Annotated in this window: 11 protein-coding genes; 1 reads left to right on the top strand and 10 read right to left on the bottom strand. The window is 46.8% G+C overall.

All coding sequences use genetic code 11. The annotated features are described in order from the left end of the window. Positions 1–39: 39 nt before the first annotated feature. The 7 genes from PSE7367_RS00850 to PSE7367_RS00820 form a co-directional block, all read right to left on the bottom strand. A complete protein-coding gene (locus PSE7367_RS00850) occupies positions 40–1,032 on the bottom strand; it encodes a COX15/CtaA family protein (RefSeq protein WP_015163461.1) in 993 nt (330 codons plus the stop codon). Positions 1,033–1,738: 706 nt separating this feature from the next. Further along, the gene (locus PSE7367_RS19890) at positions 1,739–3,262 is read right to left on the bottom strand and encodes a protein kinase domain-containing protein (protein ID WP_015163460.1); all 1,524 of its coding nucleotides are present in this window, start codon (positions 3,260–3,262) and stop codon (positions 1,739–1,741) included. Between the two features lie 327 nt (positions 3,263–3,589). Next, on the bottom strand, positions 3,590–3,877 hold the full coding sequence (locus PSE7367_RS00840) for a hypothetical protein (RefSeq protein WP_156800318.1): 288 nt from the start codon (positions 3,875–3,877) through the stop codon (positions 3,590–3,592). 146 nt (positions 3,878–4,023) lie between these two features. Further along, positions 4,024–4,737, bottom strand: a complete 714-nt coding sequence (locus PSE7367_RS00835) for a helix-hairpin-helix domain-containing protein (RefSeq protein ID WP_015163458.1) — start codon at positions 4,735–4,737, stop codon at positions 4,024–4,026. 515 nt (positions 4,738–5,252) lie between these two features. Continuing rightward, positions 5,253–5,594, bottom strand: coding sequence for an NINE protein (locus PSE7367_RS00830; RefSeq protein ID WP_015163457.1), 342 nt, complete (start codon positions 5,592–5,594; stop codon positions 5,253–5,255). 188 nt (positions 5,595–5,782) lie between these two features. After that, entirely contained in the window at positions 5,783–5,974 is a 192-nt protein-coding gene (locus PSE7367_RS00825; protein WP_015163456.1) for a hypothetical protein, read from the bottom strand. Positions 5,975–6,104: 130 nt separating this feature from the next. Then, positions 6,105–6,500 (bottom strand): RidA family protein, encoded by a 396-nt coding sequence (locus tag PSE7367_RS00820; protein WP_015163455.1) that lies wholly within the window; start codon positions 6,498–6,500, stop codon positions 6,105–6,107. 102 nt (positions 6,501–6,602) lie between these two features. On the opposite strand from PSE7367_RS00820, the gene PSE7367_RS00815 reads away from it, so the two are divergent. Further along, positions 6,603–8,471 (top strand): mechanosensitive ion channel family protein, encoded by a 1,869-nt coding sequence (locus tag PSE7367_RS00815; protein WP_015163454.1) that lies wholly within the window; start codon positions 6,603–6,605, stop codon positions 8,469–8,471. A 130-nt stretch (positions 8,472–8,601) separates the two neighbouring features. Here the strand turns inward: PSE7367_RS00815 and PSE7367_RS00810 are convergent, their stop codons facing one another. The 3 genes from PSE7367_RS00810 to PSE7367_RS00800 all read right to left on the bottom strand — a co-directional run bounded on the left by PSE7367_RS00810 (position 8,602) and on the right by PSE7367_RS00800 (position 19,622). After that, positions 8,602–10,671: a right-handed parallel beta-helix repeat-containing protein gene (locus PSE7367_RS00810; RefSeq protein ID WP_015163453.1), complete on the bottom strand. Its 2,070-nt coding sequence runs from the start codon at positions 10,669–10,671 to the stop codon at positions 8,602–8,604. Positions 10,672–10,907: 236 nt separating this feature from the next. After that, positions 10,908–13,247, bottom strand: a complete 2,340-nt coding sequence (locus PSE7367_RS00805) for a choice-of-anchor Q domain-containing protein (protein ID WP_015163452.1) — start codon at positions 13,245–13,247, stop codon at positions 10,908–10,910. Between the two features lie 537 nt (positions 13,248–13,784). Further along, positions 13,785–19,622, bottom strand: coding sequence for a SpoIIE family protein phosphatase (locus tag PSE7367_RS00800; protein WP_015163451.1), 5,838 nt, complete (start codon positions 19,620–19,622; stop codon positions 13,785–13,787). Between the last annotated feature and the right edge of the window lie 290 nt (positions 19,623–19,912).

Genomic DNA, 19,912 nt, shown 5'->3' with positions numbered 1-19,912 from the left:
CAATTAATCGGTATTAATCGTAATCAGTATTAATCAGTATTAATCGGCTGCTACTGATGCGATTGGTGCTACTGGGCTAGACATAAAATTCCGATCGCGGATTGCCAATACCGTAAAACTGACCAATGTGCCCAACAAGGCTGCGCCGATCGCCTGGTGCATCACGGTCAATGGTTCAACCTGAAGCCGCAACGCATAGGTGGCTACACCGAGCAAAACCTGGATCCAAAGCAAGGCACCTGCCCCAAAGGCCAAACGGCGTAAGATTGAATTCAAAGCTGGAGTCCGCCAGGCCAAAACCACCACAGTCAGGGTAGCCAGGCTCGCCGGTACAACACCCACAAAGTGACTATTTAAGACGGCGCATAAATCAGCTCCAGCCAGACATTGATGAGCCGCCCAACGCGAAGCCACCAGACCCCCCAGAATACTCTGACCATAGACCAAACCAGCCGCCGTTCCACCAATCCAGGTCAACTTGCCAGAGGTTTGGCAGGGTTGATATGGCAATAGCGACATGCCGATCGACAACAGGGTACAAAAGAACAGCAGGCCAGTGCCCAGGTGGGCAGTCACAATATCAAAGCGCAATAGCTGCGTTACGGTGAGGCCACCCAAAATGCCTTGAAAGACAACCAGCAAAAATGCCCAGCCAGCCGCCCAGGGTAACCATTTAGGGAGCGATCGCCGCCACCACAGCGTCAAACCCACCAGTGTAATTGTAAGGAAGCCGATTGTAGAGGCCACCAGACGATGGAACCATTCCAGGAAAACTTGCAAATCCATCTGCGCCGCCGGAATCACTTCGCCATAGCAAAGCGGCCAATCGGGGCAGGATAAACCAGCGTTCATTACCCTGGTGGCACTACCCAGCGCCATCAAGAACAAAGTGGCGATCGCCAAAGAAAATACAAATCGCCGCACCACCACAACTGGCTCTAGGGTGCGAGCTTGGGAATTATTTTCTGATGAAGAGTTAGTCGAGTTAGCCGAACTAACCGAGCCATAAGAAGGGAACGAAGATTCTGCCATTTAATACCCTATTACCGAATTACCGATCAACAATTGGTTGGCTATTAGTCCAGGTTGGCTACTAGTCCAGACAAAAGACCAACGGAGCCAATTTCAATCATCTTGTTTTAATCATTGAATCATCACGATCGCAAATACTGAGCAGACTAGCCAAAACAATCAATTTATTTGCAATTAATTTCTGCAATTAATTAAATCTAGTCAGTTGTTAAGTCTAGAGTAGAAATCTAAATCCGACTGAGCTGCCCAAATTTCCTAAAGGAGAGTAATTACTCAGCCTATATATTAAGATTAGTTTAGGGATATTGAGCCTGCTTTAATGTTTTCTTCTAGTTGTTTAGATGTCTTTACAATCTTTACATTGTCTTACAATTGAGCGATCGCTTAACCTGCTAGTTAGATACTCCGGCAATTGATCGAATTTTTGCATCAATGGGTGAAATATTCATTCTTAAGTAATCCGGTTTAAGTAATCCAGAAATGGAAATATCAGCATTATGGATATTGATTATGGATATTGAAAATATCAAAATATGTATGCGCTTGACCGATCGCTAGGCTAAATATTCAAGCTATTCCGCCAATGTGCTTACCAATGTGCAAGCCTGATTAACTTGATTGCACAGTATTTTTAGAGCAAATGAGCAAGAAGGTCGTTTCGAGTTTGTGAACCAAGCTTGCTTAATTTAAATTATAACGATTTGAATTATAACGATCGCAAAAACTTCTGTCGCTTTTCTTCGTATTCTTCTGCGGTGATGATGCCGCGATCGTAGAGGTCTTTTAAATCAGCCAAGGCCGCTAGAATGTCCCGCTTTGATAGATTTTGCGGCTCCGAGCCCAGATTATGTCTAGCTGTTTTGGTTCCTGACCTGCCATTGCTACCAGAGATTGGATAGCGAGGACGACGGTTGCTGGGTTCAATCAGTTCAACGCCATAGATCCGGGCAAAATCCGCATCGGAGATATTGATTAAATAAATCCCCTCCGCGATCGACAGAATGCTGGGAATAAACCCGCCAGAAAGCACCGTAAGGATACAGTAACCAGCACCCCAGCCAGTTTGCCCCAAATAAAACTTCTGCAAGCCCGCCCAGCCACCAATGAAACAAAGCATGATTGCGATCGCGCGGCTTTTCTTTTGCCCGCTCCAGGTGGAAGCCGAGGAAACATCAGGAATATGGGGAATCTGAACGGTCGACTGATTATTTGAGCCACCTGATTGACTTTGCTTATGCTCACTGGCACTCGCAGCAGAGCTAGATTTGGGATGCAGGTTGCGGCTGATTACTTCATTGAATAAAAATAAATAATCTGTTTCCTGGTTGTTAGTTTCATCGGGGCGATCGATATCTTTCAGTATCTCTGCCACCGATTGATAACGCTGATTTAGCTCCGTGGCCACCATCCGATCGAGGATTTTGCCCAAATTATCGCTAATTAGATTGTTATTGGGTAAATAATCGCGCCATACCCACTTATATTCAAGATCAGAATATAAATCAAACGGATCAACCAGCGTCAATAAATTCAAGCAGGTCAAACCCAAACTATAAATATCACTGGCGTAGGTGGCCTTGCCCATTGTTTGCTCTGGCGCAGCGTACCGGGCACTGCCGATCACGGTGCCGGATTTTTTGGCCACGCCACTGATCGGACTAACGGTGAGCTTGGCTGCACCAAAATCAACCAGCACCAGTTGAGTGCCTTGGGCACGGCGAATAATGTTTGCGGGCTTGATATCACGATGAATGATGCGGCGATTGTGAATATAGCGCAATACTGGCAGGATTTGTGTGAGTAAGTCCTTGATTTCGGTTTCCCCAAAAGCGCCGTACGCTGCTGCTACCTGGGCTAAATTTTGTCCTTCAATATATTCCTGCACCAGACAGAGCCGCTCTTTTTCCTCGAAGTGAGCTAGCAAGCGGGGGATTTGCTCATGATCGCCCAGTTCATCTAAGCGGGTGGCTTCGCGCCGAAATAGTTCAGTGGCTTCTTGGAAGTTGATCCCAGCTTGGGGCTGCGACGAAAATTGTTTAATGATGCATTTGGGCTTAGACGGTTTGCATTCATCGATCGCCAAGAAAGTGCGGGTGGCCTGGCCTTGCCCCAGTGGTTGAAACGCATAATAACAATCGGCTAAGGGGATTTTGGTGCCACAATTTTGACAAAAAATGGCATCATCAGGGTTGCGCGGATCGACGCAGCGAGGATTTAAACAATATCGCATAGGAGTGGATCAACCAGGGCTGTGAGGGTTAGTTAAGCTCTAGCCTGCTGGTAGTAATAATTTGCAAGTCAGGTATGTCGCAATAGCTGAGGCTATAGACGATCGAAATTGGTAATCAGATTCATTGCCTTGTTAGATCTATCAAGTATGAGTATGATCGATTTTGCTGTTCAAATCAGCTAGAATCGTTACCCAAAACGTTTAATTGGCAAGTGTTTGGGTAGTTTTCCCAACGCCGGATTGATGATTTACAGGACTACTTACAGGGCTACGATCGCGCCAACAGCACCATAGGCTTACTATGCCACTTTGGCAGCACCATAAAAATTACTGATCCCGATCGCGCCGCCGCGCATTGCGAATAAAAAAGTATAAAAAAATCAAACCCAACTGTGCTTCGCCAATTAGCATATAATTCCTGATCAAAGGTGGCAAATCAGCAGTAGAAGTGAGCGTGAAGGCGATCGACCCCAGCGCAATATAGAGCCAGGGGCGAATATTTTTAAAGGTTTTCTTGAAATCAAATTTGAAATCAAAACTATCTGGCTGAGCCTGATTATTTTTATTATTTGACTTCACTTTGCTGGCGGATCGGCGTTTTGTAGATCTTGGCACTCCTTTATCACCCAACTAATTAACGACTAGATTTCGATCGACGGTCAGTTTAATCTTTATAGTAGCTAAGTTAGATCGATTAGCCAATCAACTAGTAGTAGCGGTTGCCGTAATTAGCGATCGCTCAGATCAAAACTAGACCAAAACTAGATCAAAGATTTATATTCCTGGATCGGGATGCCAGTGCGACGTTTGACATCCACCAGTGACCTGAATTCGCCATTGCGCTGTCGTTCTGCCACAATTGCCAGTGCCACCTTTTCATTCAACCCCTGAGCGGCTAACTCCTGAGCCGAAAAGGCATTCATGCGTTTCCAAGAAGTAGTTGCATCACGGCTAAAGTAACTAAAGGTGAGCATTGGTGCGATCCTTTGCACGGTTAATTCGGGCACGCCGATCAACTCGGTCAACTCTTCCGCGTGGGTAAATACATAACCCTCGTTACGCATGGTGATAATGTCATTGGCATAGACGATCGGTAAACCCAGGTTATATACCAACTCATGTTTGGTGCAATTATTAATTTCGACCGAATCGCGGCCAGCGGTAATCATTTGAGCTAGTTTTACTTCCTGGGGGATCGGCAAATCTTTGGGGTAGGTTTTGATCAAGAAATTTTGCTTGAGTGAATAGGCGGCGACAAATTGACCAATCCACCCCAGGCCAGCAATCGCAACCCAGCCAAAACTATTGGCGGCGATCGCCACAGCCACAAATGCCAGCCCCATGCCAATCCATTCTTTGGTGCGAACTTTGAGGCCAGCATAAACGAGTGCCAGGCCACCAAAGACCGGGATCATCGCATACCAGACCCAATTGGGGGTGCGCTTAAACCAATCGGGGGAGTTTTGTTCGGGCAATATTTTTCACCAACTCGCCAAAAAGCAAAAATCAATAGCAATAAATTAAATAAATAAAGCTTGACTCTATTAATTCTATGACTGCAAAGCCAGGTCAATATGTTTCTTAGAATGTTTTTTTTAGGATGCCCAATTTGTTTAGCAAGTTTAAAAAGTATTAGCTAGCCAGGTCGATCGTGGTAATCACAGACTTAAACCACAAATGACTATAAAATTGCGATCATTTAAAGTCATTGAGATCATTGAGAATCAATTTACAGCCAAATTAAAAAGGCTGATAGCGATTCAAGCGCTGTAAAAATTGAACGGTAAGAATTGGGCTGAGCTTGTGCCAATTGAGACTTAAGCCTTCTACCGATTCGTATTATTAGCCTATGTCAAGCCCTGCTCGTTGTTTAGAATCGATCGGGTGAATTGTTGATCATGGGTTAATCAATACTCATAAGATTCAGGCTATTTAGGCAACCTAGAACTTAGAACTTAAGATTCAAGCTGGCATTGCCCTAAAGTTTGGCCTAGAGTCGATCGAGCAATTTGCGGCGCTTTTGTTCATATTCTTCGGCAGTGAGCGCACCCATATCATAGAGATTTTTAAGTTCAGCTAGGGCACTGGTAGTATCGGCGGCGGAATGAATTTTATTGATCAGACCAGTAGTGCCATTAAAGCGGCGATCGAAATCGGCATCACTCATGAATAAAAATATAAAGAAATCCAGGATGGCAAGCAAGAAAGGAATGCCAGTCCAGAAAAACAAAAAATACAGTAGCCCTGCTGTAACTTGGCCTAGATATAGCCTATGTACGCCAAACGCACCCAGGAAAAAGCAAAGCAGAACGGTGATGCCTCTATTCTTCATGGCTTATGGGAGTTACTTAAATTGCTTTCTGCCAAGACTCTAATTACTTAATCAATCTATCTACTAGCTCGATCAAACCAGATAAAACTACATAAGATGAATAAACTAATGCCAATGACTCCAATTAATCGATCGGCTTAGTTTACCTAATCTACCCACTAATCCACTCTACCCAATCTACTAAGTTATTAATCCAGATCTTGGAATCGGCTCGACAGCCAGGGCATTAGGAAATAGACCCCGGCCACAGTGCCTTCTAGTAACAAGATATTTAAATAGGTTTCTAGCCAGGGATTGAGCTGCAAGCTAGAAGTACCAGCAATTGTCAATGCGGCGATCGCCAGACAGGCTAAGAACTTAACTGTTGCTTTTGACTTCATCAACCTATGCCAATTCCGATTTCTAGTCTAACCTAGCAAATCCAGGATGCTTGAGTCTGCTAATAAATAAGTTAGCTAACTTAACTATGCTTTGGCTATGCATAATCTCCACCCGCTATGCCCAAAGCGACTAGGCCACGATCGCAATACAATCGATCTCCACCAACACATCCTTTGGCAATCTGGCCACCTCCACGCAAGCCCGCGACGGGGCATAGGTATCAAAATATTCAGCATAAACCTGATTCATGGCCGCAAAATCATTCATATCAGCCAGAAAAACCGTAGTTTTCACCACATCTGCCCAACCCGCATTAGCCTCAGCCAGAACCGCCTTCAGGTTCTCAAACACCTGCTTGGTCTGGGTTTGCACATCAGCATCGCTTAATACCTGGCCAGTGGTAGGGTCGATCGCAATTTGCCCCGACAAAAACACCATCTTGCCATTGGTGGGCGCGGCGATCGCCTGGCTATAGGGGCCAACTGGTTTAGGAGCTTTGACGGTATAAATGATTTCTTTACTCATCTTCACTGTTTTTTAATCTAATTTAATCCAGATCTGGCAAAATCAAGGCAGCACTATGGGCACAAATGTTGAACATTTCATCATTGAATTAAGGCTAGTCCGATGCAGATTCTATCTCTCTTGCAGCATTATCTTACTCAATTTCTGGCTCCGGCGCTAAAGCGACGACTACTTACCTGGTCACCAACCAGACAATTCAATCGAGTCAATCGGTTGCTGAGGTTTTTGCGCTCGGCTTTGATCGGCTGCCTGGTTTGTATGGCGATCGCCGCCGTTAATCCCTTGCCCCTATCTGCCCAACTGCCATTTCCGGGTAATCAACTTTTTGTCAATGATCGCCCAGTGGTCAACACCGCCGGCCAGATCGGTAATATTGTCTACGCGCCAATTATGTTGGATGGACATAACCTGTTTTCGGTGGGAGCAGAATCGGCTGGGACAAATGTTCCTGGGATTCCCAGGCCAGTAGATACCAAAATCGGGGTGATCGAAGAAAGGTTGAAACTGGCGATCGATCGGGGCATAGATATTAACAATCTGGAAATTATTTATGAGCTTACTGCCAATGATAATGCCGAAATCTTTTTAGTCAGCGGTTTAGATCTAGCCGAACCATTTAAATTACTGACCCTGACCCAAATTGATGCCACCGTCTGTGGCCTGACCCTGGCGGAATCGGGCGATCACATTGTGCATATTCTCCACGATGCTTTGATCCGTGCCATGCTCGAGCGCCAGCCAGCTTATTTGCAGCGTCATGCCCTTTACAGTGTCCTGGCAATTATGGGGATGATTGGCGCTAGTACGATCTTGTTTTTTATTCAAAAACGACTCAATCATCAATGGGGGCAATCCAAAGCTGTAAACCAACAAAAAGCGAAAGAACTGGCGGACACCCACCAGAAGAATTTGGCCGAGGAAGAAGATATCACCGACGAGCGTCAGTATGTGATGGAGCAGATTATTGGCCATGAGGTGCAATGCACTCGCCAGGTAAATCGCTATAACTTCCGACGTATAATCCTGCAAATTGCCCATGTTGTGATCTGGTTTGGTGGGATTGCCTGGATTGTGGGATTATTCCCCTATAGCCGCTGGCTGCAATTCTTTATTCTTTCGCAGCCATTGATGGTGATCGTAATCTTAATGGTGCGTCCAGCCGCCAGCTATAGTTCAATTTGGATCGATCGCTCCCTGGATAAATGGGCTAAACGCGAATCGATTAACGAAGATATGATGCAACGCTGGAACCTGCGCATCAATAGCTTTGGGCCGATCGTCAAGGCGGGCATTAATACTCTTTTATGGTTGTTTACCATCCTGTTTGTGCTCTATTGCCTGCGGATTCCAGTTGCGCCAATTCTGGCTGGGGCAGGGATTCTAGGTTTGGCGGTTTCTTTGGGGGCGCAAACCCTGGTGCGGGATTTAATTAGCGGTGCATTGATTCTGGTAGAAGACCAATATGCGATCGGTGATTTTGTAATTCTCAATGAAACCTTTGGCCGGGTTGAGAAAATGAACTTGCGGACTACTTCGCTGCGCAATCGCCAGGGAAACTTGATCACCCTGCCCAACAGCGATATTAGGCTGGTGAATAACCTCTCCAAGGATTGGGCACGCTATAAACTTTATATCTATGTTGATCACTCCACCGAAGTTGATTATGCCTACCAGGTGATTAAACAGGTGGCCGATGAAATGAGCGCCGATCCATTCTGGAGCGATAAAATCATTGAATCAGAAATTCGTGGTGTAGAAGATATCGATGCCCTTGGCTATAGCGTGGGCTTAAGGTTTGAAACCAAGCCGGGGATCTATCGCAAAGTAGTACGCGAATATCGTCGCCGTCTTAAGAATGCCTTTGAGAAAGCTGGAATCAAGTTTGGTATGAATTTGATGTCGATCCTGAATCGGGATGTGCTCCAGCCGATCGGCATTAGTTCTGGTAATGGTTCCAGTGCGATCCACTAATGTTCTTTCTCAGTCGCCGTTAAAGAATTGGCATGAATAAATAATAGTTAAAAGCGATCGCCCCTCTGCATAAAGAGAAAAGCGATCGCCATGTTTTAGATTATTAACTTTTCCAGCAAGCTGACTAGACTTAGACAAACACCAAATCAGTGACGGTGTTAATCATCTGCTGCTGCACGATCGCCACCAGATCGCCACCGTTGAAGATGCCCTGACCAGTGAGATTATTTACCGTGGTATTCGGCACAAACGTGTAGTCGGCCAACACACCATTCAGCACGATCGTATCCACACCAGAGTTGAAATCGCTGATGTAGGCAAAGTCAGCATCACCGTTACCGAGATAGTACGAACCAAAGCTAGCGCCGAGGATAAACGTATCTGCACCAGCACCGCCACCACCAGTGAGGCGATCGAATTCTCCAGTGCCAGTGCCGCCGCAAGCGCCATCCATTGTGTCGTTGCCTGCCCCACCGTTGAGGAAGTCATTGCCCAGGCCACCACCAAGGAAGTCATTACCTAAACCGCCATTGACCCGATCGATGCCATCACTGCCGAACAGGCTGTCATCACCACCGTTGCCATTGAGGGTGTTGTTATTGGCATCACCGACGATCGTGTCAGAGCCGGGCGTGCCAAAGGAAGTATTACCAAAGACCAGAACGCCAGCGGAGTTTTGCAATTCAAATGCACCAATATCAATCCGGCCACCAAAGACGCGATCGAAACCCATACCACGCTGGTCGAAGTCAGGCGGAGCCACAAAGTTAGGATCACCATTGTTGATCGCTAAGCTACAGCCATCACCAAGGGCATGGGTTTGAGTCGGGCCACCATTGTCGGCCAGGGGAGCCAAGCCCGGATCGATCGGGTCCATTGCCGTGCCCACAAAGTCATCATTGGCGTTGGGAATGCCAGCCGGGAAGTCGGCCACTGCACCGGTGTTATCACCAATGATGTTAAAGCCATTGGTAACGATCGTACCGCCGTTGTCGATATCTGGAGTAGCCGGATCAACGTTTGCAGCCACGATCGTGTTGTCGATCGTCAGTGTGGCATTACCAGGATCGATAAAGATACCGCCGCCACCAGTGGTTGCAGTGTTAAAGGCGATCGTGCTGTGGCTGACTGTAATATCGTTGTTATCTGCATCTTCGATGTAAATACCACCACCCATCTGGAGAGCGCTGTTGCCACTGATCGTGCTCTGCACAATTGTGGCCGTATTGCCATCATCAAAGTAGATGCCACCACCATCATCGGCAGTGTTGGTGTCGATCGTGCTGCTGTCGATCGTGAAATTGTTATCGTCTTCAAAATAAATCCCACCACCATTATCATTGGCATAATTACCACTGAATGTACTGGTAGTAATCGAGACAGTATTTTCATCTTCAAAATGGGCACCACCACCATCATCATTGGCAGTGTTACCACTGAATGTACTGTTGGTAATCGTGACAGTGTTATAGTCATCGGTGTAGAACCCACCACCTTCATCGCCAGCACTGTTACCAGTAATCTGCGAATTAGTGATTGTTACGGTGTGGTCTTCATAAACATAAATTCCACCACCATCATTAGTGGCAGTGTTACCACTGATCACACTGCCAGTGATAGTCAGGCTGGGCGCGGGATTCATGCCACTGGTATCGTAGACATAAATTCCACCACCATCATCGGCAGTATTACCAGAAATCTCTGAATTAGTAATCGTGATGATGTTGCCGTTGCGGCCACCGATTCCACCACCATCACCAGCGGTGTTACCAGTAACCGTGCTGTCGGTCACATTCAAGGTGGCATTATTGACCAGTCGCACCCCACCACCACGGGCTGCTACATCACCACCAGTAATGGTCAGGCCAATGAAGTTAACCGTGGCATCGCCATTACGCACATCAAACACCCGATCTAAGCCAGCAGCATCGATCGTGGCTTGTGCAGCGCCATCGGTCTCGATTGTGATGTTGGCATTAGCCACAACTGAATTAATATCGAGATCGCCAGTTGCGGCCAAGTCTTCACCAACGCCAGCAATGGTCAGAGTATAGGTAAGACCACTGACCAGGACGATCGTATCGACCGCGTCGGCATTAGTGTTCGCTTCAATGATCGCTTCGCGCAAACTATCACCAGCGCCAAGACCAAGGCCGCCATCATTTTCATCCAGCGTCGTTGTAACGTTAATTACCGCCATTCAGTTAAAGCTCCTCACTATCAAGGATAAATGTTTAAAAGCAATACAATACTAAGACTAAAAATCACATATTAGAACATTTTGATCACAATCTTAAATTTCCACCTCCCCGATCTAAACCTATTCAGCAATCTAGATTAGTTGAGCGATCGCCCCTCTGCCTACATAGAAATTAAGTAGAAAAACGATCGCCATGTTTTAGATTATTAACTTTGACCGTTAGCTGGCTAACTTAGCTAAACAAATACAAAATCCCCAGGCGCTGCACTAGATTGCTGCAGGATCGCCACCAGATCGCCACCCTGGAAGATGCCTTGCCCAGAAATATTATTCACAGTGGTTTGCATAAAGGTGTAGTCTTCTAGTGCCCCAGCCAACTGGATCGTATCCATGCCAGTGGCAAAGTCAGTCAGGTAAGCAAAGTCAGCATTACCATTACCCACGTAGAATGCACCTAGTTCATTCCCCAAAATAAAGGTATCCATACCATCGCCACCGCCACCAGTGAGCCGATCGATCTGACCAACGCCCAAGGTGGTGCAAGCGCCATCAAGCGTATCATCGCCTGTGCCACCATTGAGGAAGTCGTTCCCAGAACCACCAACAACCAGGTCATTGCCAGCTTGCCCATTGATGCGATCGATACCAGCACTACCAAATAGGCGATCGTCCCCAGCATTACCATTAATGTTGTTGTTATTGGCATTGCCGATAATCACGTCACTATTGGGAGTACCAAAGAAACTATTGCCAAAGTTAACCACTCCAGGTGAGTTCGCGGCAAGGCTAAAGCTGCTATCGGTATCAGTATTATTGGCCAGATTAGCTTCCTCTACATCGCCCACCACCGAGACGTTAGCCGTATTGGTGATTGTGCCATCGGTTAAATCGCAATCAACATGGCCAGTGGCAGTAATCGTAACCGTATCGCCACCATTGATTACTACGCCATCAACATTCAGATCGCCATTCCCCTCAAACGGAGTGCCTTCGCTGTCAGTGAATGACCATTCCACTCCGGACAATTCAGCAGGGAAGATATCAGAAATTGATGCATTTTCAGCATTCGCATCACCGACATTGGCAACCTCAATGTTGTAGGTAATTTGCGCGCCGGGTAACGGAGTCAGATCAGCGCCAGGGGCAGGGGTTTTAATTACACTGAGGTCAATTTCACCACCACCATTATTACCAGATTCAAAGGCACCAATATCCACAATGCCATTGACGATCCGATCGAACCCGGCACCACGTTGATCGAAGTCAGGCGGAGCAGTAAAGCCAGGATCACCAGCATCGATCGCGGGACTGCCAGCCAATAGCTCATGGGTTTCAGTTAGACCGCCATTGTTTTGCAAGGGGCCAAGCAACGGATCGATCGGTACAGCATTAGTACCCACAATGTCGTTATTGCCATTGGGATTGCCAGCCGGGAAAGTAGCTCCGACACTGGTGTTGTCACCAATTAGGTTGAAGCCATTACTGGTGACAGTGGCACCACTATCAAAAATATCGGAACCTTCAGCAGCATTATTCGTGGCAACGATCGTATTGTCGAATTGCACATTGGTATCGCCTGCACCAATAAAAACCCCACCACCAGCCAGAGCAAGGTTAAGGGCGATCGTGGAATTACTGATATTGATCGGCGGTGAACCTTCACTGGCATTAGCGGCAAAAAAGATCCCACCGCCATCCTCATCAGCAGTATTACTACTGATCGTGGAATTGGAAATCTCAATATCGCTATTGATCCCTCCACCCACAAAAATGCCACCACCATTAGAGCCAATGCTACCACCAGAAATAGTGTTATTGGAAACAGTGGTGCTGGTAATGCTTACGATGTTGTTCTGGTCGAATAAAATACCGCCCCCATCCTCAACAGCGCTGTTCCCAGAAACCGTGGTGTCTGTGATCGTGACGGTATTATTATCATCAAAAAAGAGGCCACCACCGGAGGAAAAACCAACATTATTGTTAGAAATTACACTGTCATCGATCGTGACACTGTTATTATCCTGAGCCTGAAGTCCACCGCCAGAGGTGCCGGCACTGTTGCCACTGATTGTGGTGCCGCTAATATTAATAAAGTCGTTGTTATAAGTCTGAATACCACCACCATCACTACTCGCCGTATTACCAGTGATATTACTGTCGGTGATATTGAGCGTGGCATCAGCGCTAAAACTGATCCGAATTGCCCCACCATCACCACTGACATCACCACCAGTGAGATCGAGGTTAAGCAAGTTTAAAGTAACACCACTGCTGACGATATCAAAAATCCGATCGCCGGCTGCTAAAGTGCTAGCATCGATCGTGGCATTCCCACCGCCCAATGCTTGAATTGTAATATTGTTGTTGTTGAGGATATCCAGGTCACCGAAGGCTGCCGCTTCTTCATTCGCCCCTGAAAGCGTCAGGTTATAGGTGAGACCACCAACCAGATTGATCGTATCGATCGCATCTACATTGGTATTCGCCTCAATAATTGCTTCGCGCAAGCTAGTTCCTGCACCAACACCAATGCCATCATTTTCATCGGTAGTGATGTCAACATTAATAATTGCCATAGTTTAAAACTCTGTCCAGGTAAAGTACATCTAAGGTTTTTGTAATGCTTTTTTAGTGTCCACCCTGCGATCGCATTTACCTGTGATGAGAATATCTTTGTGGATGTGATTATTCTCACCATAGATTTATTCGCCGATCGTGATATTGATTCAATTCTACCCATTAATGCCGTTAGTTATGGCTCAGCTATCAATAAAATTATAAATTTAGGCTTGAGTTATCAGGTTACTTAACTATGTTTAACAATTTAAAAATTCTGATAGTGAACTGCTAAATATAATGAGGCGATCGAAATTGTGAGTATCTTCTTTTGCTGTGTTCTTTCTCGTTCCCATTTCTGAGGCTACAGCCATCGCCAAATCATGAGAGATGATTAAATTAGAGCCGTTCCTCGATCAGGAATATGAATGGATTTAATAGAACCTAATCACTCTTGATTAAATTAAAGTCATAAACTGAAGATCTTGCACCAAGATTATTAAATATGAGAATTGGTGAGCTAGTCATTCATGTTTGCTTGCCAAGTAATCATAAGCTCACTTTTGCTTGAGCACCAGCAGGGTGAAGTCATCAAAAACCCGCTGAGTACCAATGTGGCGGCGCACATCCTCGATCACTAGCTCTCGCATCCGATCGGCACTTTGATGCCAGTTTTGCCGCACCATTTCACACAAACGTTCAATCCCATATTGCTGATGGGCGGGGTTTTCGGCTTCCGTAATGCCATCGGTATAGAGCACCACCGAGTCCCCTGGGGCTAAATCAATTCCAGTTTGGCCAACAAATTCAGCAATGTCTGGTTCCAGGCCGATCGGGAATCCCAAATCGATCGTATCAATGCGTTCAATTTGGCCACCCTCTCGCACCACGATCGCCTCTTCATGCTGACCATACATCTGCAAGCGTCCTCCCTGCGGCACCACCTCATAGTCTAGTAAGGCCAGGGTTAAATTCTTGTCTGAATTCATCCGTTGTACGTTATGGTAAATCGCCTTATTGATTGCATTAAGGAAGCGATTGCCATCAGTTTGCTCATCCAAGAGCAAAGTGCGTACTGCCGTTTGCACCATCACCATCAACATGCCACTTTCCAACCCGTGGCCAGTCACATCACCAATGCCAATTTTGACCCGTCCATTATGGCTGAGCACATCATAGTAATCGCCCCCTACTTCCTGGGCCGGCTCCATAAATCCAGCAATATCCAACCCTGGAATTTGCCTGAGTTCCGCTTCCTTGGGCAACATCATTTGTTGCAGTTGACGAGTGATGTTTAGCTCCGCATTCATACGCAGATTCTCAGCCTTGAGCTGTTCGCTCAGCAAGGTAATTTCCTGGTTAGCGCTCTCCAACCTGGCCATACTCTCTTGCAAGGCTTGCTCAGAAAGTTTGCGATCGGTGATATCACGGGCCACCCAAATTACCTCAGTGCGCGAAATGGGTGAGAGAATGGCCGCAAACCAGACTTTTCGCCCCTCCAGGTTCATCTCATATTCTATGTTCTGAGTCGCTTGGCTATTCAGGGTTTGTTGAATCCTGGTGCGAAATTTAAGGGCTTGGCGATCGGGGAAAAATTCGCTCATGTTTTGGCCGACAATCTCATCCAGACGGCGCGAAGGGTACTTCGGATTGGTAGGGGCGATCCGAATAAAATTGCCATTTGCATCGGTGACAAAAATGACATCGGTCATCGCGGCAAACAGGGCTCTTAGTTCTGCCTCCGAGGCTTGCAGTGCGGTTTCGGCTCGCTTGCGTTCATGGATTTCTTGTTCTAGTTCTTTGGTGCGCTCAGCCACGGTTTGTTCCAACAACCGCGAATAATTGCCCTGTTCTTCGTACAGCTTGGCATTTTCCAGGGAGATCGCCACCTGGGCACAGAGAATTTGCAATACCTCGCGTCGCTCTGGCGTAAAGGCTGCCACCACCAGATTATTGTCTAAATATAGCAAGCCCAAAAACTTGCCTTGGTTGATAATTGGCAAACACAACACCGATTGCATCTGTTGAGCCTGCACCTGCGGGTCTTGGGTGAATCGACCTAGCTGGAGCGCATTATCCAACAAAACTGGTTCTTTTACCCTGGCTACATAGTTAATGATGCTCAGCGGTAAATAATCACTCTCGGCCACTGGGATTGATGGTCGCGCCACCTCAGGCTGATTGACGATCGCCTCGGCTTCAATATACAAACTCTGCTGGCGCAACAATACTAGACAACCTCTACTTGCCCCGGCTGTTTCCAGCATAATTACCATCAGTTTTGCCAGTAGCTTATCCACCACAATCTCACTGGAGATCGTCTGAGCCGCCTTAACCACGGTGGCAATATCCAGCGAGCCATGACCGTAATCGGTGCTCTCCTTACTAGCCTGACGAAAGGTGGTGGCCAGCATTTGGGCATAGGCAGTTTCCAAGTGGCTAACTTTGGCGGCTGCACCCCATATTTGATAGGTGTAATAGGCTTTTTTAAACAGGAGTTGGGCAAAGTCAAATTTTTGTTGAGCTAGCCAGAACTTGGCCGCCAGTTCTAGTCCCAGGGCTTCGATCTGGATAAATTTATATTGCTTGGCGACGGCGATCGCTTCGTCATAGAGGTTGATCGCCAGCAGTTGTCGATTACAAATGCGGGCAATTTCTGCCTTTAATAATAAATGCTTGGCTCGAAAATTAGCCGGACAGTTCTGAGACCAGCGTGCCAACCGGCGTTCATTGTGTTTGAGCAAGCGGGAATAATCACGGCGCTCGTCTAGCTCGGCTGAGTCATAGATCGCCGCTAAAATCAACGATTCATAGAAAAAATGCTCGGCAAAGATCGCCACGCCAAAGTGAATATCAATAATTTGGCGAGATTTGATAATCCACTCTAGGGCATGATCATATTGTTCAAATAAATAATGTAACTGGGCTTTGTAGATGTAGTAGCGGCTGAGGGCACTATCGGCCTGGCCAGAGTGATGTAAGCGATCGAACAGACTAGCTTCATCCATATGGCGATCGCTAAAGTCAGTGACACTATCGGTTTGCCCCTGTAAGCAAAGCACATATTGTTGCATCACCAGGGCATTATTGACGATCGCTTCATACTGCCGTTGCTGAGCCAATTGTTTACAGCGCATCACCTCATTAAAGGCATTGCCCAGGGACGTACCGCTGATGATCGCTGTCTCGGCGATCAAAACCAGCGTATATACGGCATATAGCAGCTCACCACTAGCGGCGCAAAGTTGGAAGGCATGGATTAGATATTGTAGGCATTCACTGAAGGGTCGTCGCCAATGACCAATGAAGCCACCATAGCTGAAATGACTGATCCCGGCCAGGGTGGAAAACTTATCACTTAATGCCAGAGCAGCCTTGCCAAATTGATGGCCATTTTCATATTCATTAAACCCAGCCCCTAAAATTGAACCATAGGCGGAGTAGGCATAGACCGAAGTGCCACAGTTGCCATGCTCCAACGAAAGCTGCACCATTGCCAGGATCACTAGAATATAAAAACTGCGATCGCACCGGATTGCTGCCGCTGCCATATATTGCATCAGCTTCATCGCCTGTTGCAGGGTTGGCGATTGCATATTGGGCAAGTCCACCAGGTTTTCAATTTGCGCCAGGTTATGGCTACTCAGGGTCAGCTTAATTTGAGCTTTGATCTGGTTGACGCGCTGCAAAATCAAATCACGATCGGGATGTCTGGGCAGCGGCTCAAGCCCTAATTGTTGAAGACCATCACGGCCAAGGTCGATCGCTTCCAGGTTGCGGTTTTGATTGATCCATAGCACCAGTTGGATGATATAAATATCGATCCGATCTTGAACATTTTGGGCATGTTCCAGGCACAGTTGGAAAAATTCCGTTGCTGCGGCAAAGTTGCCACATAAATATTCGCACTCTGCCCGATCGCGGAATAGCTCAAAGGCAAGCTGATACTCAGTCTGCCAGCAATCATGCAACAAAATATCAGTACCAACTTGAAAATAATTGATCGCCAGGGCATAGGCGGTGGCTTGCTTTGCCCGTTGCCCAGCCAACAAATTCAAACGCGCCAATTGATGTTTTTCCTGGCGATTGTGAACTAACTCTTGCCCCAAATTGAGTTGCTCCACAATATCAAAAATTTGTTCGCTTGCACTGGTGGGGTGCTGTTCATATTTAGCCAGCGCTACTCGGCCAATCTGGAGATGCAATTGTTGCTGACGTTGATCTTCCAGCAGGGCATAGGCCGCTTTTTGTACCCGATCGTGGGCAAATCGATATTCAACTTCTTCGCCAAATAAAAACGAGAGCGACTTTTGATCACTGGTTTCAATTAAATAATATTGCACCAAGAGACCAGCCTTGGTGGCAGGGATTAATTGATTTTCGATCGCGGCGGGGTCGCAATCCACGATCATCCCCAGAAACTTGGCTCCAAACGCATCACCAACGCAGGCCGCCACCTGTAAAAGATCGTGGGTAGCAGTGGGCAACTTTTGTAACTTTGCCACCATCAAATCTACGGCATTATCAGTAATACTCAGCCGTTCAGCTTGACTTAGATCCCAGCGCCAACTAATGCTTTTGGCATTGAACTGAATTACTTTTTGCTCGGCCAGTTGCTGAATAAACTCAATCACAAACAGAGGATTGCCGAGGGTTTTGGCTAGAACTACCTCTGCCAGTGGTTCCACGTTCTCAGCCTGAGTATGCAGCGTATCTGCCAGAAGCTGAACTACTTGCTGCCGTTGCCAAGCCGGCAGGTCGATCGCACTGACCGGATGGCTCTGCATGGCTTCGATCCGGGCGATTGTTGCCAAGAGGAGGCGATCGCTATGATTAGCTGAGTTAGTTGGAGTTTCTGGCTTTACGCTAGGAGACTGCTCTTCATGCAAGGTTACCTTTGAGGGTCTATAGGCACCGACCAGTAGCAAAGAATGGATTTGATTATCCATCATGATCAGCTCTAGCAGATTCAAAGTAGTGGGGTCAGCCCATTGCAAGCCATCAAAGAAAATTGCCAGCGGATAGTGAATCCGACAAAACGCCCGCGCAAAGTTCTGGAAGACCAGATTAAACCGATTCTGCGATTCGATCGCACCCAGGGCTGGTAGGGATGGTTGCTTGCCAATAATAATTTCCAACTCTGGCATAATGTCCACAATCACCTGCCCATTCCCCGCCAGGTTTTCTAACAAAATCTCGCGCCAGCGTTGCAATTGGGCTTCGGTTTCGGTCAAAATAGTGCGAATAAACTCACTAAAAGCAGCGATCAAGCGGCCGTAGGGGATATTACGTTGATATTGATCAAACTTACACAGCATAAAATAGCCCCGCTGTTGGGCAATAAACTGACAGGCCTCCTTGATCAAAGTAGTTTTGCCTAAACCTGCCTGGCCAGATATCCACAACATCTCTGCTGCCCCTGTGCTAGTGCGCTCAAACGCCGCTTCAATTTGTTGCAGTTGCCGATCGCGGCCATAGACTTTGGCTGGGATCTGAAAATGGCTGGCTAGATCATGCTCGGCCAAGGGGAACGTGGGAATGAAGGGGCGATCGCCGTCTTCCACCAACAAACGCAGGCATTCTTGCAGATCGGATTTGAGCCCCCAGGCGGTCTGATACCTTTCTTCGGCATTTTTGGCCATCAGCTTCATTACCAGGTCTGAAAGCACAACAGGAATATCTGGATTGACCTCTTGGACATCGGCTGGTTGTCTGGCAATGTGGCAATGCACCAGTTCCAGGGCATCGAGTTGATCAAAGGGAAGATGTCCAGTGAGCAACTCATAACAGGTAATCCCCAGGGAATAAAAATCAGTGCGATAGTCCACACTGCGATTCATGCGCCCAGTTTGCTCCGGCGAGACATAGGCCAGATTGCCATCCGGCAGATCCGCATAGGAGGTGGTGCGCATCACCTGATTGAGTGTTGCTAATTGGGAAGCCGCACACATGAAATTAACAATCTTTACCTGCAAAGTGGTTGGATTAATTAAAATGCTGTAGGGATTGAGATCGCGGTGGATGATGTTTTGCTGGTGGAGGGCGGATAGGGTTTCGGTGAGCTGAATCATGATTTCGAGAAATTCACGCAGTGTGAATCGCCGATCGCTGAGTAAATCCTTGAGCAAGATGCCATCAAAATCTTCCAGCACGATTACGGGAGCTGGGGCGCTATTAATCAGAGTCAGAGCTTTAACAATGCCGGGAATATTTAAGTTGCGGGCGATCGTACTCTCATGTTTGAGCCTTAAAATCTTGGTGGGGCTGGGGTATTCATCGGGGATGGACTTCAGCAAAACTGGCAGATTATCGATCGTACGCACACCACGAAAAATAACCCGTTTAGAGTTATGACTAACCTGGTGGGAGATGCGAAAGCCCGGAAGATTGAGCATTGAAGTTAAGCAGCTAATATAATCTTGCTGTAGTTTTAGTTATTGCCGAATATGGCTTGCTATCACATTCGGTTAGAGACCTATTACCTGATAGCCACCCTCTAAATTGCCTCGATGAAAATGCCTGTAACCATTGCTCCTATTGAGTTATCTTTATGGATAGGTAGAGAATATGGGATGGTTTAGCGATCGCAGACTTAGCCGTGATCATACTATGCATTAAAGCCTATGCATTAAAGCCTCAGATTAAAACCCCGTCTTAAAACCCCAGATTAAAGCCCTACATTATA

The sequence above is a fragment of the Pseudanabaena sp. PCC 7367 genome, from assembly GCF_000317065.1.
Taxonomy (GTDB): domain Bacteria; phylum Cyanobacteriota; class Cyanobacteriia; order Pseudanabaenales; family Pseudanabaenaceae; genus Thalassoporum; species Thalassoporum mexicanum.
This window is presented reverse-complemented; position numbering and strand designations above follow the sequence as displayed.

Bases quoted from the DNA above. Each gene is read 5' to 3' on its own strand.
- PSE7367_RS00850 (WP_015163461.1), bottom strand. From the start codon at position 1,032: ATGGCAGAATCTTCGTTCCCTTCTTATGGCTCGGTTAGTTCGGCTAAC.
- PSE7367_RS19890 (WP_015163460.1), bottom strand. From the start codon at position 3,262: ATGCGATATTGTTTAAATCCTCGCTGCGTCGATCCGCGCAACCCTGAT.
- PSE7367_RS00830 (WP_015163457.1), bottom strand. From the start codon at position 5,594: ATGAAGAATAGAGGCATCACCGTTCTGCTTTGCTTTTTCCTGGGTGCG.
- PSE7367_RS00825 (WP_015163456.1), bottom strand. From the start codon at position 5,974: ATGAAGTCAAAAGCAACAGTTAAGTTCTTAGCCTGTCTGGCGATCGCC.
- PSE7367_RS00820 (WP_015163455.1), bottom strand. From the start codon at position 6,500: ATGAGTAAAGAAATCATTTATACCGTCAAAGCTCCTAAACCAGTTGGC.
- PSE7367_RS00815 (WP_015163454.1), top strand. From the start codon at position 6,603: ATGCAGATTCTATCTCTCTTGCAGCATTATCTTACTCAATTTCTGGCT.
- PSE7367_RS00810 (WP_015163453.1), bottom strand. From the start codon at position 10,671: ATGGCGGTAATTAACGTTACAACGACGCTGGATGAAAATGATGGCGGC.
- PSE7367_RS00805 (WP_015163452.1), bottom strand. From the start codon at position 13,247: ATGGCAATTATTAATGTTGACATCACTACCGATGAAAATGATGGCATT.
- PSE7367_RS00800 (WP_015163451.1), bottom strand. From the start codon at position 19,622: ATGCTCAATCTTCCGGGCTTTCGCATCTCCCACCAGGTTAGTCATAAC.